We start from the raw sequence: 18,959 nt of genomic DNA on the forward strand, positions 1-18,959 counted from the left end.
ACCAGCGAGCACATCTTGTTCCCTACGCAGGCCTTAACCTGATCAGGTTCAACGGGATCCGGAACTTTCCGATCTCAGCCTTCGCTTCAAGGCACCCCGACAAGAACGCGATCGAGTGTAATCAAGACTCGCAAGGAAAGCCACGCCAGGCGCGCGATGCGCGACCGATGAGTCAGATTTCCATCGCACCCAGCCGGGTCGCCCCCTTTCAGCCGTGCGTTCACGTGACCTCACCAAGCACCTTGACCGCCCGCATGGCCGCGCATAGCCTTGCCCATCACTTCGCTTCAGGGAAAGACGCACATGCTGCGCAGACTCACGCTGGCACTCGCCGTGACCGCCGCCTCGTCGGGGCTGGCATGGGCCGAGACTGCACCTCCGCTTTCCAACCGCACCGATCTGGTCAGCGTCTATCGTCAGGCCGTCGAAAACAACGCCGACCTCGCAGCGGCCAGAGCCCAGTACCAGGCCATCCAGGAGGTGGTGCCCCAGGCGCGCTCCGGACTGCTGCCCAACCTGAGTGCCGGCGCGGAGACGAGCCGCACCCGCACCGACATCGACATCGACACCAGTGCCGGTTCGCGCTCGCTGTCGCGCAGCGGCACCGTCTACCAGGCGACCCTGAGCCAGCCGATCTTTCGCGCCGACCGCTGGTTCCAATTACAGGCCGCGCAGGCGATCAGCGAGCAGGCAGCGCTGCAGTACTCGATCGCCGAACAGGATCTGATCCGCCTCAGCGCCCAGGCTTATTTCGCGGTCCTGCGCGCACAGGACACTCTCGCCGCCGCCAAGGCCGAAGAAGCCGCCTTCCAACGGCAGCTCGATCAGGCCGACGAGCGCTTCGAGGTCGGTCTGTCCGACCGCACCGACGTGCTCGAGGCTCAGGCAGGCTTCGATACTGCCCGCGCGAACCGGATGATCGCGCAGCGCCAGGTCGACGATGCCTTCCAGGCGCTGTTCACCCTGACCAATCGCCAGTACCTGGCGCTCGAAGGCATCGAGCACAGCCTGCCGGTTCTGCCGCCCGTGCCGAACGACGCCAGTGCCTGGGTCGATACCGCGGCGCGACAGAATCTCGATCTGCAAGCGGTCGACAAGGCGGTCATCGCGGCCGAGGAAACCCTTCGCCAGCGCCGCGCCGGCCATGCGCCGACGGTCGATGCGTTTGCCAGCTACAGCAAAGGTGACAACGACAGCCTTGGATTCTCCAATACCGGCTCCATGGATATTCCCGGCTTCGATCTGCCGCGTTACAACGGTGACGTCGAGCAGGGCAGCATCGGTCTGCAGCTTAATATCCCGCTGTACAGCGGGGGCCTGACCACCTCCCTGAGCCGCGAAGCCTTTCACCAATTGACGCAAACCGAGCAGCAGCGCGAGAGCCTGCGTCGCCAGGTGGTCGAGTCCACCCGTAACCTGCATCGTGCGGTCAATACCGATGTGGAGCAGGTCCAGGCACGCCGGCAGTCGATCGTTTCCAACCAGAGTGCATTGCAAGCCACCGACATCGGTTATCAGGTGGGCACGCGCAACATCGTCGATGTACTCGACGCCCAGCGCCGCCTGTTCGCCGCGGTACGCGACTACAACAATGCCCGGTACGACTACATTCTCGACAACCTGCGTCTGAAGCAGGCCGCCGGCACGCTCAATCCGGGCGACCTGGAGGACCTGCAGCGCTATCTGAAAGCAGACTACGACCCGGACGTCGACTTTCTCCCACCTGATCTGTCGGAAAACATCGGCAAGCCGGTTCGCGTGGAGTAGCCCGAACACCGTTCCCAGCCGTCGCGCCTCCGGTCCGCATGGGGCTAGCTCGAGGGCGAGCACCTGTCAGGACCGAGGGCTTGCTAGGTTCAACAGGCCCGGCGCTCGCCTCAGCTGCCAAGCAGTCTCCCCAGGCCGTCCAGGAGCCGCCCCAGCGCGCCCTGGTTGTTTTTCAAGACACCGTAGCCTGCATCACGCGCCTTCGCCGTGGCCGCCGGATCGGACCAGAATGCCTCGATCGCCGCTGCCAGCTCGGGTGCACTGTCGATCTCCTGCAACGCACCGGCGTCCCGCAACTGAGCGGCGATGTCGAGAAAATTGAACAGATGCGGGCCGGTCAGTACGGGCTTGCCGAGCGCGGCAGGCTCCAACAGATTGTGTCCGCCAGTGGGCACCAGGCTACCGCCCACGAACGCCACATCGGCCAGGGCGAACAGAAACAGCAGCTCGCCCATGGTGTCGCCCAGCAAAACCTGCGTCTGCGCCAGCGGCGGCTCGCCGATAGAGCGCCGAACGGTAGCAAAGCCCTGTTTGCGACACAGCTCGTACACCGAACCGAATCGCTCAGGATGACGCGGCACCAGAATCAACAGCGCGTCGGGATGCACGCTCAGCAACTGGCGGTGGGCAGCCAGCAGGATTTCATCCTCGCCGGTATGGGTGCTGGCGCCGATCCAGATCGGACGGGCGCAGGCGCTCCATTGCTGGCGCAATGCCTGCGCCTGCCCGCAAAGGGCCGGGTCGATGCTGAGGTCGAACTTGATCGAGCCGGTGACCGTCACGGCGGCCTCCCGCGCACCGAGCTGTCGGAAGCGGACCGCTTCGGCCTCGGTCTGTGCGGCGATCAGGCTCAATTCGGCCAGCATCGGCGCGGTCAACCGGGCGAGCCGTGCGTAGCCACGCGCCGAGCGCTCGGACAGTCTCGCATTGGCCAGCGCCACGGGGATGCCGCGTCGCGCGCACTGGTGGATGTGATTGGGCCATAGCTCGGTTTCCATCACCACGGCCAGCTTCGGCTGTAGTCGCTGCATAAAGCGCGACGCGGCCCACGGCAAATCGTAAGGTAGGTAGCAGTGCTGCACCCTGTCGCCGAACAACGCGCGAATCCGCTCGGAGCCGGTTGGCGTCATGCAGGTCACGGTAATCGGCAATTGCGGATAACGCGCACTGAGCGCCCGGATCATCGGTGCGGCGGCGATGCTTTCGCCCACCGACACCGCATGTACCCAGATACCGCCGGGCTCGAATGCCGGCAACCCGATCGCGAAACGCTCGGCAATCCGTTTCGAATAGGCCGGAGCACGCCGAGCGCGCCAGAAAAGCCGCACCAGGATAAGCGGCAGGGCAAGGTGGAACAGCACGGTATAAAGGGTACGATTCATGGCCGCGGAGCTTAGCAAAGGCATCTGCGCAACGGCCACAGCGAAAACGGTGCAGGCTCTCCGACGAACTCGCGCGCATCGCGGCAGCCGAACGTAGCGCACCACCCGCCCGCCCTACCCGCCGGAGACGTCATGACTGGTTATATCTATCTTGCCATCGCCATTACCGCCGAGGTCATCGCAACGTCTTCGATGAAGGCGCTGGACGGTTTCAGTCGGCCGCTGCCGCTGTTCCTGGTCGTCGTCGGCTACGGCATCTCGTTCTGGATGCTCAGCCTGGTCGTCAAGACGATTCCGGTGGGCATCGCCTATGCCATCTGGGCCGGCCTGGGCATCGTCCTGGTCAGCGTGGTGGCCGCACTGATCTATCGGCAGTCGCTCGATCTGCCGGCCATGCTTGGAATGGCCATGATCGTTGCCGGCGTGGTCGTCATCCAGCTGTTTTCGGGCAGTACCGGCCACTAGCCGTCCGCATGATGCCGACGAGCAAGCGGTTTATACTGCGCGCCTGATCCCACAACGAGGCCCGTCCATGTCCGATTCGCTGAGCACCGATGTCCTGATCGTGGGGGGTGGCGTCGCCGGCCTGTGGCTGAACGCGCGCCTGCGTCGGCAGGGTTATTCGACGCTTTTGGTGGACAAGGGCGCACTCGGCGGCGGGCAGAGCGTGAAATCCCAGGGGATCATCCACGGCGGCACCAAGTACGCATTGAGCGGCGCGCTGACAGGCGCCTCGGAAGCCATTGCCGACATGCCACGCCGCTGGCGCGAAGCACTGGCCGGCGGTGGCGAACTCGATCTTTCCGGCGTGCGGGTGTTGTCCGATGCGCACTATCTCTGGTCGCCCGGCACACTGACCGGCAACCTCACCAGCTTTTTCGCCAGCAAAGCGGTGCGCTCACGGGTTGGCCAGGTGAAGGGCGACCAGCTGCCGCCGGCATTGCAGGACCCGCGTTTCAAAGGCAAGGTCTACCGGCTTAGCGAGCTGGTGCTGGACGTACCCAGCCTCATCGCGCGCCTGGCGGATCTGGCCGGTCCTGCTTTGTTGAAGGCCGAGCGGATCGAGCCGCTCAACGAGAACGGTGAGCTGACCGGGTTGATCGTCGATGGCCGCGCCATCAACGCGCAGCGCATCGTCCTGACTGCCGGGGCGGGCAATGCCGAGTTGCTGTCGGCGCTGGGCCTCGCCCTGCCGGCGATGCAAAAACGCCCGCTGCACATGGTCGTCGTGAAAGCGGCAACGCTCAAGCCGCTCTATGCCCATTGTCTGGGCGGCGGAACAAAGCCGCGCCTGACCGTGACCAGCCATCCAGCCGCGGACGGCGAGTGGATCTGGTACCTGGGCGGCGATCTCGCCGAAGCGCAGGGCGTGGCGCGCGACGAAGCGACCCAGATCGCTGCCGCGAAGAAAGAACTGGCCGATCTGGTGCCCTGGATCGACCTTTCGTCGGCCCAATGGGCCACCCTTCGCATCGATCGCGCAGAGCCGGCCCAATCTGCACAGGCGCGGCCGGACAACGCCTTCCTCGCCGAGCAGGGGCGACTGCTGGTCGGCTGGCCCACAAAACTGGCACTGGCGCCGGACTTCGCTGATCGTGTCCAGGCTGCGTTGACACGCGACGGCATCCACCCTCGGCCGCATCCTGCACTGCCCGACCTGCCGCCCCCTCCCGTCACCGGCCCGTTCTGGACAGGTCTGCTGGCATGAAGACGACCCTGCACGACCTGCACCGCCCCCTCGGCAACACAGGCCTGACGGTCTCCCCTCTGGGGTTGGGTACCGTCAAGCTGGGCCGCGATCAGGGCGTCAAATACCCCAGCGGATTCAGCATTCCGGACGACACGCAGGCTCGCCACCTGATCGGACTGGCACGCGACCTGGGCATCAACCTGATCGACACCGCACCGGCATATGGCGTCAGCGAAAAACGCCTGGGTCCCCTGCTGCACGGCCAGCGGGACCAATGGGTCATCGTCAGCAAGGTCGGCGAGGAATTCGTCGATGGCCAGTCGCACTTCGATTTCTCCCCCGCCCATACACGTTTTTCCGTCGAACGCAGCCTCCGGCGGTTGCAGACCGACCGGATCGACCTGGTGCTGGTGCATTCCGACGGGCGGGACGTGGAGATTCTGCGCGACAGCGGTGTGTACGAGACGCTTGCCGAGCTCAAGCGCGAGGGCAAGATTCTCGGCTATGGTCTGTCCGGCAAGACCGTCGAGGGCGGCCTGCTTGCGCTCGAGCGGGGCGATTGCGCGATGGTCACCTACAACCTAAACGAACAGGCCGAACGTCCGATACTCGACTACGCTGCAAGCCACGCCAAGGGCATCCTGGTCAAGAAAGCCCTGGCCAGCGGCCACGTCTGCCTGGAATCAGGCGCAGATCCGGTGAGAGCGAGCTTCGAGCTGTTGTTCACCCATCCCGGCGTGGGCGCCGCGATCATTGGCACCATCACCCCGCAACACTTGTCAGATAACGTGCATACCGCTGCAGCCGTTTTGTCCCGACAACAATAACGACGGCCCTACGGCCGACCCCGACGCAAGGAGGAGCCGAATGCCGCGCGTGTTGATCCGCAAGAACCCCACCGCATTCAAGACCCTGCCGGTACTGGTCGATGCCAGCCCGGAGCGGCTGCGTTACCAGAGCCTCGGTCGGCCGCTCAACTTCAGTGAAATGCTCGAGCGGCGCCGAGCGGTCGCAATCGACGATCCGGCACGTTTCAGCCTGGAACTGGCCAACCTCGGCGTATCGGTACGCCTGACGCTCCGCTGGCAGGGACAGGAATACTGGGTGCTGGTACGGCAGCAGCGCCTGGATCGCGGCGATGTCGTTCTCAAGCTGATCTCCGGCTATGTACCGGCTCACGAACTCAGCCTGCCGCTGCTCACGGCCATCCAGGAAGTCGCCGAAGAATGCCTGCTGGAAACGCCTGAAGGCTGGTTGGCCGGTCGCTTCGGGGAAATCTGGCTACCGGCTCCTTATCAGGGCAGCCTGCGTTATCGCGAGGCCGTGCATTTCAATCTGGCTTCGCTGTCCGGATCGGCCCGACCGGTCCAATGCGGCCAGATGACATTGATGGAACGGCCTAGAGCCTACGTTCACTTACCCACTGCTTCGCTACAGTTGGTCTACGACATGCGCCTGGAGCTGCCGAAGGAAACCCGTGAACTGAGCCTGTTTCATGTCGATGAGCGCCTCGAGGACGGCAAGCTGGTTGCGCAGCTGGACCGCAGCCGGCCCGATCTCTACCTGATCCCGTTGGATCAGGGACGACCGACCGATGCGCTGCTGACCCTGCGCAAGGGCCAGCCGGTGCAGGCCAGCACACGCGGACTGTGGCTGTCGGAAAGCTTTGCGCCACAACATGAATGGATCGTGCGGGATGAGCGCATCCGCTGGCGAGACTGGATCGACACGACCACCGCTGCGGTGTGTCGATAACTGCAAAAAGGGACAGGCTGGCGAGCCAGGAGGCTCGCCGATGCACCGCGTCAGCGGCTGCGGATCTTCTCGACAATTGCAGTGGTGGAGCTGTTCTCCACCAGCCCCAGGACTTTCACCACGCCGCCATACGCCTTGACCAGCTGCGCTCCGACCACCTGATCGACGCCGTAGTCGCCACCTTTTACCAGTACATCCGGCTTGACCTCGGCCAACAGCGCTTCGGGCGTGTCTTCTGGGAAGCACACCACCCAATCCACCGCCCCCAGGCCCGCCAGCACCGCCATGCGCCGATCGACCGAATTGATCGGACGCCCAGGCCCTTTCAAACGGCTCACCGATCCATCATCGTTGACCGCGACGATCAGCCGATCGCCCTGAGCACGAGCCTGCTCCAGGTAGGTCACGTGACCTGCATGCAGAATGTCGAAGCAGCCATTGGTGAACACGATTTTTTCGCCTTCGGCACGGGCGTCCTCGATAGCGGTAAGCAACTGTTCGAGCGTCATTACGCCCCGCTCCGAGCCTTCCTCGCGCTGCACGGCGCGACGCAACTCGGGGGCGCTGATACACGCCGTACCGAGCTTGCCAACCACGATACCCGCGGCAAGATTCGCCAATGCCACGGCCTGCGGCAACTCCTCGCCCGCGGCGATGGCGGCGGCCAGGGTGGAAATGACGGTGTCGCCGGCCCCGGTGACATCAAACACTTCGCGCGCGCGCGCCGGCAAATGCAGCGGTGAGTGCTGCGGGCGCAGCAGTGTCATGCCGTGTTCGCCACGCGTCACCAGCAACGCACCCAACTCAAGGTCCTGCATCAGTTCGGCGCCCTTGGTCACCAGCTCGGCCTCGTCGGCACAATGCCCGACGATGGCTTCGAACTCACCGAGGTTGGGCGTGATCACCGAGGCGCCGCGATAGATTTCGAAGTTCTTGCCCTTGGGATCGGCCAGCACCGGGATGCCACGCTTGCGGGCGGCCTGAATCAGGGCCTGGTGATTGCGCAACGCACCTTTGCCGTAATCGGACAGGATCAGCACCCTGATGCCATCCAGCAGCCCTTCGACCTGACGCAGCAAGGCAGCCGGATCGGTATCGAAAGGTTCCTCGAAATCCATCCGCAGCAGTTGCTGGTGACGGCTCATGACGCGCAGCTTGATGATGGTCGGCTGATGCTCAAGGGCCTGGAAATGCGCCTTGACCCCAGCGGCCGCCAGGCTGTCAGCGAGGCTTTGCTGCGCCTCGTCCACTCCGGTCACGCCGACCAGCGCAGCCGGCGCACCGAGCGCCGCGATGTTCAGCGCGACGTTGGCAGCGCCACCCGGCCGATCTTCTACCTGATCGACCCTCACCACGGGCACAGGCGCCTCCGGTGATATCCGCGACGTGCCGCCATGCCAGTATCGATCGAGCATGACGTCACCAACCACCAGAACGGAGGCTTGGTCGAATCGGGGCATGGACAGTTTCATGAGGGCTCCGGAGCGGCAAAAACGTCGCGGATCATAACATGGCGACAAACTGTACCGGGGCTAACCGGAGCCGGTGCAACACCGCAGCGTGTTGCCCGGGTCGCCGGCTGGACGGCGCAACGCGACCGTCCTGGCCGGGGCAGGAACCCATCGGCCCTAGGCTTCGTCGTCATCCTTGAAATGGTTGGCATGGAGCCCTGCATAAGCACCATTGGCCGCCAGCAACTGCGCGTGCGTCCCGCGCTCCACGATACGCCCATGCTCCATCACCAGAATCAGATCGGCCTTCTCGATGGTGCTCAGGCGATGCGCGATGACCAGCGTGGTACGCCCGGTCATCACATGATCCAACGCGCCCTGGATGTGGCGCTCGGACTCGGTATCAAGCGCGGACGTCGCCTCGTCCAGAATCAGCACCGGCGCATTCTTCAACAAGGCCCGGGCAATCGCCAACCGCTGGCGTTGACCGCCGGAAAGCAGCACGCCATTCTCGCCAACGGGCGTTTGGTAGCCCTGGGGCATCTGCTGGATGAACTCGTCGGCATAGGCATCACGGGCCGCCTGCTGGATATCCTCCAACGGCGCGCCAGCCAGATCGCCATAGGCGATGTTATTAGCGACCGTGTCATTGAACAGCGTGACCTGTTGCGTCACCAGGGCGATATGCCGGCGCAGGTTGCGCAGCTTGTATTCTTCGACCTCGACGCCGTCCAGCAAAATGCGCCCGTGCTCATGATGATAAAAACGCGGTATGAGGTTCGCCAGGGTCGACTTGCCGCTACCCGAGCGGCCGACCAGCGCCACCATCTGCCCCGGTTCGGCCGTGAAGCTGATGTCGTGCAACACCGGCTTGTCAGTGCCTGGGTAGGCGAAGCTAAGCCCCTGGATCTCAAGCCGTCCATTGACTCGCTCACGCTCCACCACGCCGCTATCGACCTCCGGCACCTCATCCAGTTGCTCGAAGATACTTTCGGCACCGGCCACGCCCTTCTGGATGGTCGAACTCACCTCAGACAACTGGCGGATCGGCTTGGGCAGCAGGCCGGCCAGGGTGATATAGGCCACCAGGTCACCGGCCGATGAGTCGCCGCGCATGTAGAGCACCAGGAACATCAGCACCGCCATCGCGCTGTAGATCACCAGTTGCAGCGTCGGCGTATAGATCGCATTGGTCTTGACCATGCGCAGCTGCTTGCCGGTGTTGTCCCGACTGGCGCCCAGAAAGCGGGCCTGCTCGTACGCTTCACCGCCAAAGCTGCGCACGACGCGGTAACCCTGAATGGTCTCGGACGTCACATGGGTGACATCGCCCATCGCGACCTGAATCTTCTTGCTCTGCTTGCGAAACTTCTTGCTGGCGCTGGATACCATCACACCAATGACCGGCAGTATCGCCACCATCACGATGGTCAGCTTCCAGTTCATCCATAACAGCGTCGCGAACAGGAAGATCACGGTCATGCCTTCGCGCACCACCACCTTGATCGCATCCGTCGCAGCCCCGGTGACCATCGTCACGTTGTAGGTGATACGCGAAATCAGGTGTCCGGAGTTGTGGGTGTCGAAATAGCGGTTGGGCAGCATCAGCAGATTGTTGAACAGCGATACACGCAAGTCATGCACCAGCCCCAGCGAAACCCGGGCAAGGAAGTAATTGCCAAGGAACGAGCCGATGCCCTGCATGACGGCGATGAGGACGATCAGCAGCGGCACGGCCTGCAGCAACTTCAGGTCGGCCAGCCAGGCCTGATCTCGAAGATAGGGCACTTGAGCGAAAAAGCTGGCATCCGGATTGTTCAGCCCATCGACGAAGAACTTGAGGATATAGCCCAGCATCGGCTGGGTGGAGGCGAAAATCAGGAAGCCGAACAGGCTGACCGCGAACAGCCCCCAATAGGGGAGTACGTAGCGCAGCAACCGCAGGTAAAGGCTTAGACTGGAGGCCGTCTCGGCTTTCTCGGGCGAGCCACTCATGGGCGAATGCAACTCATGTGTCGGAGGGCGGCGATGGTAACACAGCGAGGTAGACGACCCTGCCCTCAGCCCAAGCGCCAGCCCCACCGGTAGCCAGGTGAGTAACCACTCCGGGCGCGGTGAATCCCACAGGCTCGCGCCATCGAACAACAACGCCAGGGTGCTGAACGACAGCATGCCCAACAAGGCGCCGCCCAGTGGCGTGGCCCGCTCACGCACCGCAATGACAGCGCAGCGAGCCCAGATCGCCAACCACAGGACGAGGCCGGGCATGCCGAGCTCCAGCGCCGCATGGGTAAACAGGTTATGCGTATGATCGAACAGGTGCCCCAGAGCCTGGACCCGGTACTCGCTCCCCAGTCCTAAACCCAGCCAGGGCCGATCGCCGATCATGGCCAGGCTCGCAGCAAAGATCTCGGGGCGGTAAGACGTGCCCCTGGCGACCACATAGCTGCCGAATAACCAGTAACCCAAGGCTGCCACGATCAACACCAGGGCAGCGACGATCAGGCCGGCGCGTCCGGCACGCCAGGCGGGCATCAACAGCACGCTGGCGAGCAAGGCAACCCATACGCCGCGACTCTGCGTCATCACGATGAATGCGAACAGCGCCAACAAGCCGGCAGCCCAAACCCACCGCAGCGCGATCCGCCTGGGCGGCAGGCAGAACCACCAGACCAACGCCAGACCGAATACGTAGCCGCCAATAATCGGATGATCGAGCAGGCCGAAGCCGTGCGCTCGCCATGCCCAGGGCTTCGACTCGAACCCATAGTGCTGTATCAGCGCCGCCAGCGCCGCCAGCGCCAGCCCGAAACCGGCCCAGCCCAGCACCGAGACGACGCGCGACGGCGTCTGGCCCAGGCAGACCAAACCCAGCAAGAAGGACACGACGTAGATCAGCCGTTTGGCTTCGCGCGCGGGCTCCTCGGCAACGCTCCAGGAAACGCTGAGAGCAGCCCACGCGACCAGTGCGATCAGTGCCGTCACGAGCGGCTTTTCCCGCCGCCAGAGGTCGAGCAGCAGCGCCCGGCTGGACCACGACGCCCAGATCGCCGGAAGCCAGAACAGTGCGATCAAGCCTTGTTGGTAAACCTTGGCCGTCGTTATCCACGTTATGCCCAGCAAAAACCAGAGCAGACCCAGCGTCAGCCAGGCCAGCCCTATACGACGGCTATCCATACTACCCCTTCGGAAAACGGCGAAATGCGCCAGTTACAGCGATGTTAGAATGCACGCCCTGCTAGACGTCCGCACACTGCTCAAGGCCATCTCTACAATGCATGTAAGCCAATTATGCCAGCGAGACTTGCAACAGCTCACCCATAATGCGGCGGTTCTCGAAGCGGATGGCCTGGGCCCTAAAGTCCTGCAGCTCGAGAACGGTCAGTTCCTGAAAATCTTCCGTCGCAAGCGCTGGCTCTCTTCCGCACTGCTACGGCCTTACTCGCGCCGCTTCATCAACAACGCAGAACGCCTCCGGGGCCTGGGCATCGCCACGGTGGACGTCCAGGCGCTGTACGAGCTGCCGGACAGGTCGGCCAGCGCGGTGCTGTACGCCCCGCTGCCAGGCGACTCCCTGAGCCAGCTCGCCAGGCAGCCGGGGTTCAGCTGGTCGCCGATACTGCCTGAATTGATCCGCTTCGTACGCGAGTTGCACCGCAAGGGCATCTACTTCCGCTCGCTGCACCTGGGCAATATCGTGCTCACCCCGCAAGGTTCCCTGGGCCTGATCGATATCGCCGATATGCGTTTCCTGGGCCGATCGCTCCCTAACCACATGGTCCGGCGCAACCTGGCGCACTTCAGCCGCTACCTGGAGCGTGAAAAGTTTCAGAACGCCTTTCCGTTTTCACAGTTCTACGACGTCCTGACCGGGTCCGAGTCATCGATCAGCAGTTCCGCGTAGCCGCTGCAGAACTGCTCCCAGGCGTCCTCCGGTGCGAGGCGCCGATCCTGCTCATCGGCGAGCAATCGCCGATCCGAGTCGAGTACGTGCTCGATGGCGGCGACCCAGCCGGGCACATCGTACGGCGAGACGTAAATGCCACTGAGCCCCAACTGCTCGACGAAGACCGGCAGATCACTGGCCACGACCGGCACATGCGCCAGTACCGCTTCCTGCAACACCAGGCCCAACCCTTCGCTGCGGGACGGGATCAGCATTACGTCGAACGCCTGGTACAGCTGCGCAGCGTCCTGACGATGCCCCGCCAGCGTCACCATGGGTTCAAGGCCCAGGCACCGGATGCGTGATTCCAGCTCCGGCCGCTGCTCCCCGTCACCGACGAGCACCAGGTGGAGGTCCGCGCGTGTACGCGACAACTCGCTCAGCACATCGAGCATCGGTAGAAAGCCCTTCTCCTCGACCAGCCGTCCGACGGCGCCGAGGACGATCCTCGCGCTATCAACGCCCAGCCTCATCCTGGCTTCGTCGCGCGAAAGCAGTGCCTGCTTGAATGCATGCGGATTCATCGCTGTTCGCGTAGCGGCTACCGTTCTCCCCAGCTTCGCGCCCAGGGATTCGGCGAGCGCCCCGGACACCGCGACCAGCTTCAGGCGATGCGCAGCGATCGCGCTGAACAATCTCGGGTCGCTGCGGCGTATGCGGCTCTGCCCATGGAACACCACGACGACCTGAATGCCGGGGTTCAGCCTCGCCACCACCGGAATGATCAGCCGTGCCACGCCAATGCCATCGAGCAACAGCGCTTTTGGATTGACCCGCTCGATCTCCCGGGCGAGGCGCCGCTGCAGCCACCACTGCGAAAACTTCCAGACGCCCCGGCCTTTGAGCGCCCTCGCGCTCAACCGCCAATGCAGTGTCTGCCCGCAGCCTGGCCCCCTCCCGGCCTCTCGGCCCATCAGCATCCAGGTGTGCACCTCACTCTTGTCAGCCACCAGGGTAAGAATCTGCTCATGCACCTGATGGATCGAGGCATGCGCCTTGCCGGAAGACCATACGATACTGACGATGCTCAAGCTGCGTACTCCAGCATGATGGCTCTGGAATCAACGTGAGTCATCGGTACCCGCTCTCCGTTCGGTAGCGGTAAATACGCCGTCAGGCGTGCGAAACCCTTGCTCGGTAACGCACCACGATGGCCGAGCGGCGAGATCCTGAGGTTGCATCAGCAGATCCGGGGAGCGGCCGGACCACTTGGCGTTCTTCCAGGTTATGAAGTGGAAATAGGGAAAATCTCGCGCACCATCCTGGTTGTTGGTCAGCCGCCCATCGTTCCATATCCAGCAGTCGGGGAAATCGAAGCCACCGCTGAGCCATGGAACCCGCGCATGCGGCGTGCTGAACGCCTCGTTGAACTCACTGGTTCGACGCCATGGATTGAAGCGATCGGCCACCCGCCGAAGCGCCTCGGGCCAGTTTTTTCGGCGAATGAACAATCGGCTGAACGCCGCTTCGTCGAAGGCGCGGTGCTCGGGATCTTCGAAGCAGGCCTGCCAGTTGGGGACGCGCATGAACGCCTGGCGCATACGCTCGTTATTGCGCAGCAAACATAAATGGCCCGAAACGCGACGTGCGTGGGTAGACAGCAGATCGTATCGGGCGAGCCGCTCCTCGGAAAAATAGCCGCGCAGCTGACCGTAGACGAGATCGATATCGCTGAACCCCCAGAAGTCGAATCCATCCAGATGCTCGGCGTGGATATGCCCTAGCGCGGGCTTGATATCGCAGAGCTTGTAAGGATTGGTTGGCTTGAAGGAGATGCCCAGACGCTCGCTGACCAGCTGGCAGTAGTCAGCAAATGAAATCGGAACGATCCGTACGTTATCCGGAAGGTCGTCCGGCGTTCCGCAATCGCTGAAAAAGAGCCAGTCGATGTCAGCGTTCCGCTTGCAGGTCTGCAGGAAAAACGGCATCCAGAACGGCCATCGGCCGAAATAGGGAATCAGCAAGCGAATACGTGATGGATTCACTTCAGCCTCCAGAACAGGCGCAATCGATCCAGCAGGCCCATCGGTGGGCGGTCCCGTAGCGGCTTATCCAACGCCTGGACGATACGTTGCCCGATGCGCGAGAAGCTGTACTCCCGCTCTGCCAAGGCCCGACCCGCAGAAGCGATGCGCGCCGCCAGGTCGGGATCCGAACGCAACATCACAAGCTTGCTTCGCAATTCATCGACGCTGCGGTAAAGCACTAGGTTTTCCATATCGACGAAACCCAGCGCCTCATTTTCTGCCTCGCCCTGATCCCAGGCCAGCAATACACAACCGCAGGCCATCGCTTCGAAGTTTTTGATCATATATTCGCCCATGCCGACGTCGGCACTGACGAAGAAGCGAATGCGGTTGAGGGTATTGCAATAATCCTCGCCGGACTGGGTGCGGGTAACGACCAGGTCCTCGACTTTTGCCAGCTCATCGAGCAGTGCCTTGCGTTCGCTATAGGCGCCGCTTTTGGTGCTGCCGACGAAGGCCAGTTCGATATCGCGCACCTGCCCCAGATCGCGCAGCAATGCCTGGTCGTAACCCTTGGGAACGAAGACTGCATCGAAACCTTCCTGGCGAAGCCGCTCGCTGACCATGTAACCGGAGCTAATCACACGCACCCACGGCAAGCGCCGATAGTGGGCGCTGAATTTTTGACTGTATTTGCCGGTTATATAGTTCTGGTAAGCATCATGTTCCAGAATCACAAGATTAGGGATCGAACGAATAAAACCGACTTGTTTGATCTCTTGTTTGAAACGTAAAAAAAATACGATCCGGTCATACCGGGTGGAGTCTACATGCTCATGAAAATAACCCCGCAGGTTCGCCTGCTGATCGCGATCCAGCCGACGTATGTCGCATAAACAATTGTCTTGAACCGCTTGATAAAGCCGATCCAGAATGGCGCGCTGCTCGGCCTGAACCAGAAATAGTACTTTCAACAAATTACGCTCCCTGCAACAGCCGTTCATGGCCCGCATGCGCGGTCCTAATGCCTATCAAGACAGCCTCTGCGCATCGTCAAGCAAGGCCTGCAACCTCTTCCGCTGACCGCTCGACAGTAGACGCAACCAACCGACCGGGGGGTCTGCCGCGATACTGGACGAATCGAAACCGCTATTTACCAATTCCATGGCATAGACGGGCGCACAGGCTGCGGAATATGCATCGCGAGGCAGATTGACAGCGTAGAACGCCGACCGCGCCATCTTGGGTGCCTTACGGACATAAAGGGTACTGGCTAATCGAAAAATCAGACGCCTCCACTTCGAGGGCTTAGGGCGGCTGCGAGGAACTTGGCCTGATGCCTTGATAAGCGCTGGGCTATAAACCTCACCATGGTTCGCGAAGAACACATCGAGGACAGGTCGCCAATATCGTTTCTCTCCGTAATAGTGCCTGACCAGGCCACGTGTCTCTGTCGGTTCAGGCAAACCGTAGGCGGCAACGCCAACAGCGAACTGCTCGATGATATGGATGTCTGGCGCCAAGGGGTGAAGCTCATCAATCAGATCGATGGCATGATCCATCAGAGGCACAGCATCCTGATTCAGACCAAGCACTCCCGAGTTAATCAGGCGCATGTCGTCGCCAACTCCATACTCCTCGCGCAAGAGGCTGGCTGTGGCCGCATATAACGGCTGGTCCGCCCATTCGCCCCAAGTCCCCTCTATCTTGTCGACCAACCATTCGCCGCGGCTCAGCCGTTCGAACAGCCGGTTCGCCGGCGCTATGAAAAAGGTATCGGTATCGATGAAGACGCTCCGCTCGCAGCTGGCTAGCGCTGCACGAATCGCCACCGCCTTGCGCCGATGGAGATAACCTTGCCGTCCCGTCCAGTCATCCAGCTCGTCACCGCTCAGCGCGACAACATCGACTGGCCAACCGGTAAATGCTTCAGGCTCGTCGGTATAAACCAGGATGCTGGGCATCGACTCCGGTGTCGTACACCGAAGTGCGGAGAGCATGCTGAACTTAGCCTCTTGTCGATAACTCTTTTGCTTGCCGTATACCAAGTAAACGAGTTGAGACCTTTCACGGGAAACCATTAGAGCGAACCGAATAAATGCATGATGGGCAGGTTCCAAAATCGCTGCCGAGCAGCCGCATCGGAGAAATGTTCCACAAGATGAGCGGACAGCTTTTCACTTTCCGCACTGCACGCCTCTTCACTTACCATTCGCACCATCAAGGCGCTCAAGGCATCGAAGTCGCCCAGCCCAAACAGCAGGCTTTGGCTATCCACCACCTCACGCCCGCCGCCACAATCGGTGCAGACCACCGGCACCCCGGCCGCCATGGCTTCCAGCAGCACCATGCCGAATGGCTCGTGGTCTGAGGTCAACGCAAAGAGATCGAACGCTTTGAAGTAGCGTCTGCCGTGCTGCACCTGCCCGAGAAATCGCACCTGATCGGCGACACCCAGGTCCCTGGCCAGTTGGCGAAGTTGCGCATCCAGCCGGCCGCTGCCCATGATCGCAAGCAGGCTGTTGGCGGGTAGTCGCGGCAATGCCCGGGCGAAACCTCGGATCAGGGTGGCCTGATCCTTGTCAGGGTGCAGGCGGCCGGCATTGCCAACCACCCAGGCGTCCGGAGGCAGCTGCAACGCCGCGCGGGCGTCAAGGCGGGAAATCTGCTCGGCCTGCACGGCGGCGACGTCGATGCGATTGTAAAGGGTTTCGATACGCGCGCTTTCCCAGCCGGGAAGATCAGCACGCATCTCGTCACGCACCGCGTTGGAAACGCCGAGCAACAGCAAGCGGGCACGGAAGCGATTGACGAACCAGCGCCGCATGGGCCGGCTATAAACGCCGAAGGCATGATGTACGCCAATCACCGGCAGCCCGGTCGCCAGCAACGCAATGTAGATCGGTTTGAACCGATGAGCGATGCAGAGCCGATAATCTCGCTTGGCCGCGATGCTGCGAAGCCGGCGCATGGCACCGACTTTGAGCCCACGCACATCCTTGCTGTCGTAGCCGAGAAAGATCACCTCATCCGAAGCCGAACCGCGAATGACCTCGTCGCTCGGCGACCCGGTCAGGTAGACGGTACAGACCTTGTACGGCGTGCCTGTGAAAAGCGCGGCGTACTGACGCGCACAGTCCAGAAACGGACCGTCATAGCCATGGCAGAACTGCAAAACCCATGGATCGGACGCTGTCATGCCAGCTTGTCACCCTTTACAACCAACACATCTTCCATGATCAGGTACTGCAGATCCGAGCCATAGAACATGTTCAGCGCATCGGTCGGGGAACAGATCATCGGCTCCCCACGACGGTTGAGCGACGTGTTGAGCGAGACGCCGTTGCCGGTGAGTTTCTCCAGTTCGAGCATCAGGTCATACCAGCGAGGGTTGTGGCGACGCTCGAGGACCTGCGCTCGCGATGTGCCGTCTTCGTGTACCACCTCGCCGACGCGCTCCTTCCAGCCCTCGTTCACTTCAAACGTGAACGTCATGAACGGGCTCGGATGATCGACCTTGAGCATCTGCGGCGCGACGGTGTCGAGCATCGACGGGCAGAAGGGTCTCCAGCGTTCACGGAACTTGATCTGCTCGTTGATGCGGTTGGCCACTCCGGGCACGCTCGGGCAGCCAATGATGGAGCGTCCGCCCAGGGCACGCGGACCGAACTCCATCCGACCCTGGAACCAGGCCACCGGATTGCCGTCGACCATGATCTGCGCGATGCGCTGCGGCATATTCTCGATTTGTTCCCACGCCGGCTTGTTCGGATGCCGTGCACAGGCCGCGATGATGTCTTCGTTCGAGTACGCGGGGCCGAGATAGACGTGCTCCATCTTTTCCACCGGCACGCCGCGCTGGTGCGAAATGTATGCCGCTGCGCCGACCGCCGTACCGGCATCGCCGGAAGCGGGTTGCACGAACAGTTCCTTTACTTCCGGACGCGCGATGATTTTCTGGTTCAGCTTGACGTTGAGCGCGCAACCTCCGGCGAACGCGATCTTGCCGGTCTGGCGAATGATGTCGCCCAGGTAGTAATCCATCATTTCCAACGCCAGCTTTTCGAACAGTGCCTGCATGCTGGCGGCATAGTGGATGTACGGGTCGTCGGCGATATCGCCTTCGCGCTTCGGTCCCAGCCACTCGATCAGCTTGGGCGAAAAGTAGTAGCCCTTGCCCTTCTCCTTGTAGCGGCGCAAACCGATGACGTTGGCGTAATCGGTGTTGATGATCAGCTCCCCATCCTCGAATTTGGCCAGACGAGAAAAGTCGTACTTGCTCGCATCGCCATAGGGCGCCATGCCCATGACCTTGAATTCGCCATCGAGCATTTCGAAGCCGAGGAATTCGGTGATGGCGCCGTACAGACCGCCGAGCGAATCCGGATCGTAGAATTCCTTGATCTTGTGGATCCGGCCATTCTCGCCATAGCCAAAAAAGGTGGTGGCGTACTCACCTTTGCCATCGATACCGAGAATGGCGGTTTTTTCCGTAAAGCCCGAGCAGTGATAAGCGCTCGACGCGTGCGCCAGATGATGCTCGACCGGCTCGATCTTGATTTTTTTCAGATCGAAACCCAGCTGTTGCAGGCACCATTGAATGCGCTTGTAGTAGCGTTTGTAGCGCCGATTGCCGAACAGGATGGCATCCAGCGCGCGATCCGGGGCGTACCAGTAGCGTTTGGCGTAATGCCACCGTGCTTTTTCGAAGAGGCTGATCGGCGCAAAAGGGATGGCCACGACGTCGACGTCGGACGGCTTGATACCGGCCTGTTCCAGGCAGAACTTGGCCGACTCGTAGGGCATGCGATTCTTGGCATGCTTGTCGCGCACGAACCGCTCTTCTTCCGCTGCGGCGATGAGCTTGCCGTCGATGTACAGCGCCGCGGAAGGATCGTGACTGAGGGCGCCGGAAAGGCCGAGAATCGTCAGTGCCACTGTAAAAAGCCTCTTGAAAGCAGCGTGGGGGGCTTAAGCCTTGGGCTTGAAGCACCGCGTTGT

Annotated in this window: 15 protein-coding genes, 1 pseudogene and 1 riboswitch; of the genes and pseudogenes, 6 read left to right on the forward strand and 10 right to left on the reverse strand. The window is 62.0% G+C overall.

The window, feature by feature from the left end; all coding sequences use genetic code 11:
* Window positions 1-2 precede the first annotated feature (2 nt).
* A riboswitch (TPP riboswitch) is annotated at window positions 3-109 on the reverse strand.
* A gap of 194 nt (window positions 110-303) precedes the next feature.
* Window positions 304-1,767: a TolC family outer membrane protein gene (locus GQA94_RS00825; protein WP_158186276.1), complete on the forward strand. Its 1,464-nt coding sequence runs from the start codon at window positions 304-306 to the stop codon at window positions 1,765-1,767.
* 110 nt (window positions 1,768-1,877) lie between these two features.
* On the opposite strand, the gene waaA is transcribed toward GQA94_RS00825, so the two are convergent.
* A complete protein-coding gene (gene waaA / locus GQA94_RS00830; protein ID WP_158186277.1) occupies window positions 1,878-3,149 on the reverse strand; it encodes a lipid IV(A) 3-deoxy-D-manno-octulosonic acid transferase in 1,272 nt (423 codons plus the stop codon).
* A gap of 132 nt (window positions 3,150-3,281) precedes the next feature.
* Here waaA and GQA94_RS00835 point away from each other — a divergent pair, with 132 nt between their 5' ends.
* From GQA94_RS00835 to GQA94_RS00850, 4 genes are all read left to right on the forward strand, one after another.
* Complete coding sequence (locus tag GQA94_RS00835) at window positions 3,282-3,614, forward strand: DMT family transporter (RefSeq protein ID WP_158186278.1); 333 nt, start codon at window positions 3,282-3,284, stop codon at window positions 3,612-3,614.
* Window positions 3,615-3,681: 67 nt separating this feature from the next.
* Window positions 3,682-4,857, forward strand: a complete 1,176-nt coding sequence (locus GQA94_RS00840) for an NAD(P)/FAD-dependent oxidoreductase (protein ID WP_158186279.1) — start codon at window positions 3,682-3,684, stop codon at window positions 4,855-4,857.
* On the forward strand, window positions 4,854-5,666 hold the full coding sequence (locus GQA94_RS00845; protein WP_158186280.1) for an aldo/keto reductase: 813 nt from the start codon (window positions 4,854-4,856) through the stop codon (window positions 5,664-5,666). Before GQA94_RS00840 ends, GQA94_RS00845 begins: the two co-directional genes overlap by 4 nt.
* A 40-nt stretch (window positions 5,667-5,706) precedes the next feature.
* Window positions 5,707-6,594: a metal ABC transporter ATPase gene (locus GQA94_RS00850; RefSeq protein ID WP_158186281.1), complete on the forward strand. Its 888-nt coding sequence runs from the start codon at window positions 5,707-5,709 to the stop codon at window positions 6,592-6,594.
* A 50-nt stretch (window positions 6,595-6,644) separates the two neighbouring features.
* Here GQA94_RS00850 and hldE read toward each other — a convergent pair whose 3' ends face one another.
* The 3 genes and pseudogenes from hldE to GQA94_RS23575 form a co-directional block, all read right to left on the reverse strand.
* Window positions 6,645-8,066, reverse strand: coding sequence for a bifunctional D-glycero-beta-D-manno-heptose-7-phosphate kinase/D-glycero-beta-D-manno-heptose 1-phosphate adenylyltransferase HldE (gene hldE, locus GQA94_RS00855; RefSeq protein ID WP_158186282.1), 1,422 nt, complete (start codon window positions 8,064-8,066; stop codon window positions 6,645-6,647).
* Window positions 8,067-8,222: 156 nt separating this feature from the next.
* Window positions 8,223-10,040, reverse strand: a complete 1,818-nt coding sequence (gene msbA / locus GQA94_RS23335) for a lipid A export permease/ATP-binding protein MsbA (protein ID WP_233270239.1) — start codon at window positions 10,038-10,040, stop codon at window positions 8,223-8,225.
* 309 nt (window positions 10,041-10,349) lie between these two features.
* A pseudogene (locus tag GQA94_RS23575) lies at window positions 10,350-11,222 on the reverse strand (O-antigen ligase family protein); the annotation flags it as partial.
* Window positions 11,223-11,319: 97 nt separating this feature from the next.
* Between GQA94_RS23575 and GQA94_RS00865 the strand changes: the two are divergent.
* Window positions 11,320-11,949, forward strand: coding sequence for a toluene tolerance protein (locus tag GQA94_RS00865; protein ID WP_158189992.1), 630 nt, complete (start codon window positions 11,320-11,322; stop codon window positions 11,947-11,949).
* Here GQA94_RS00865 and GQA94_RS00870 read toward each other — a convergent pair.
* From GQA94_RS00870 to GQA94_RS00895, 6 genes are all read right to left on the reverse strand, one after another.
* The gene (locus tag GQA94_RS00870) at window positions 11,901-13,022 is read right to left on the reverse strand and encodes a glycosyltransferase (protein WP_158186283.1); all 1,122 of its coding nucleotides are present in this window, start codon (window positions 13,020-13,022) and stop codon (window positions 11,901-11,903) included. The genes GQA94_RS00865 and GQA94_RS00870 overlap by 49 nt on opposite strands.
* A gap of 30 nt (window positions 13,023-13,052) precedes the next feature.
* Window positions 13,053-13,919, reverse strand: coding sequence for a DUF6625 family protein (locus GQA94_RS00875; RefSeq protein WP_423835430.1), 867 nt, complete (start codon window positions 13,917-13,919; stop codon window positions 13,053-13,055).
* A gap of 53 nt (window positions 13,920-13,972) precedes the next feature.
* A complete protein-coding gene (locus tag GQA94_RS00880; protein WP_158189993.1) occupies window positions 13,973-14,932 on the reverse strand; it encodes a glycosyltransferase in 960 nt (319 codons plus the stop codon).
* 57 nt (window positions 14,933-14,989) lie between these two features.
* Window positions 14,990-15,922: a hypothetical protein gene (locus GQA94_RS00885; RefSeq protein ID WP_158186285.1), complete on the reverse strand. Its 933-nt coding sequence runs from the start codon at window positions 15,920-15,922 to the stop codon at window positions 14,990-14,992.
* A gap of 116 nt (window positions 15,923-16,038) precedes the next feature.
* A complete protein-coding gene (locus GQA94_RS00890; protein ID WP_158186286.1) occupies window positions 16,039-17,157 on the reverse strand; it encodes a glycosyltransferase in 1,119 nt (372 codons plus the stop codon).
* Window positions 17,154-18,896, reverse strand: a complete 1,743-nt coding sequence (locus GQA94_RS00895) for a carbamoyltransferase family protein (protein WP_158186287.1) — start codon at window positions 18,894-18,896, stop codon at window positions 17,154-17,156. Before GQA94_RS00895 ends, GQA94_RS00890 begins: the two co-directional genes overlap by 4 nt.
* Window positions 18,897-18,959 lie beyond the last annotated feature (63 nt).

This window comes from Stutzerimonas stutzeri (assembly GCF_009789555.1).
Taxonomy (GTDB): Bacteria; Pseudomonadota; Gammaproteobacteria; order Pseudomonadales; family Pseudomonadaceae; genus Stutzerimonas; species Stutzerimonas stutzeri_R.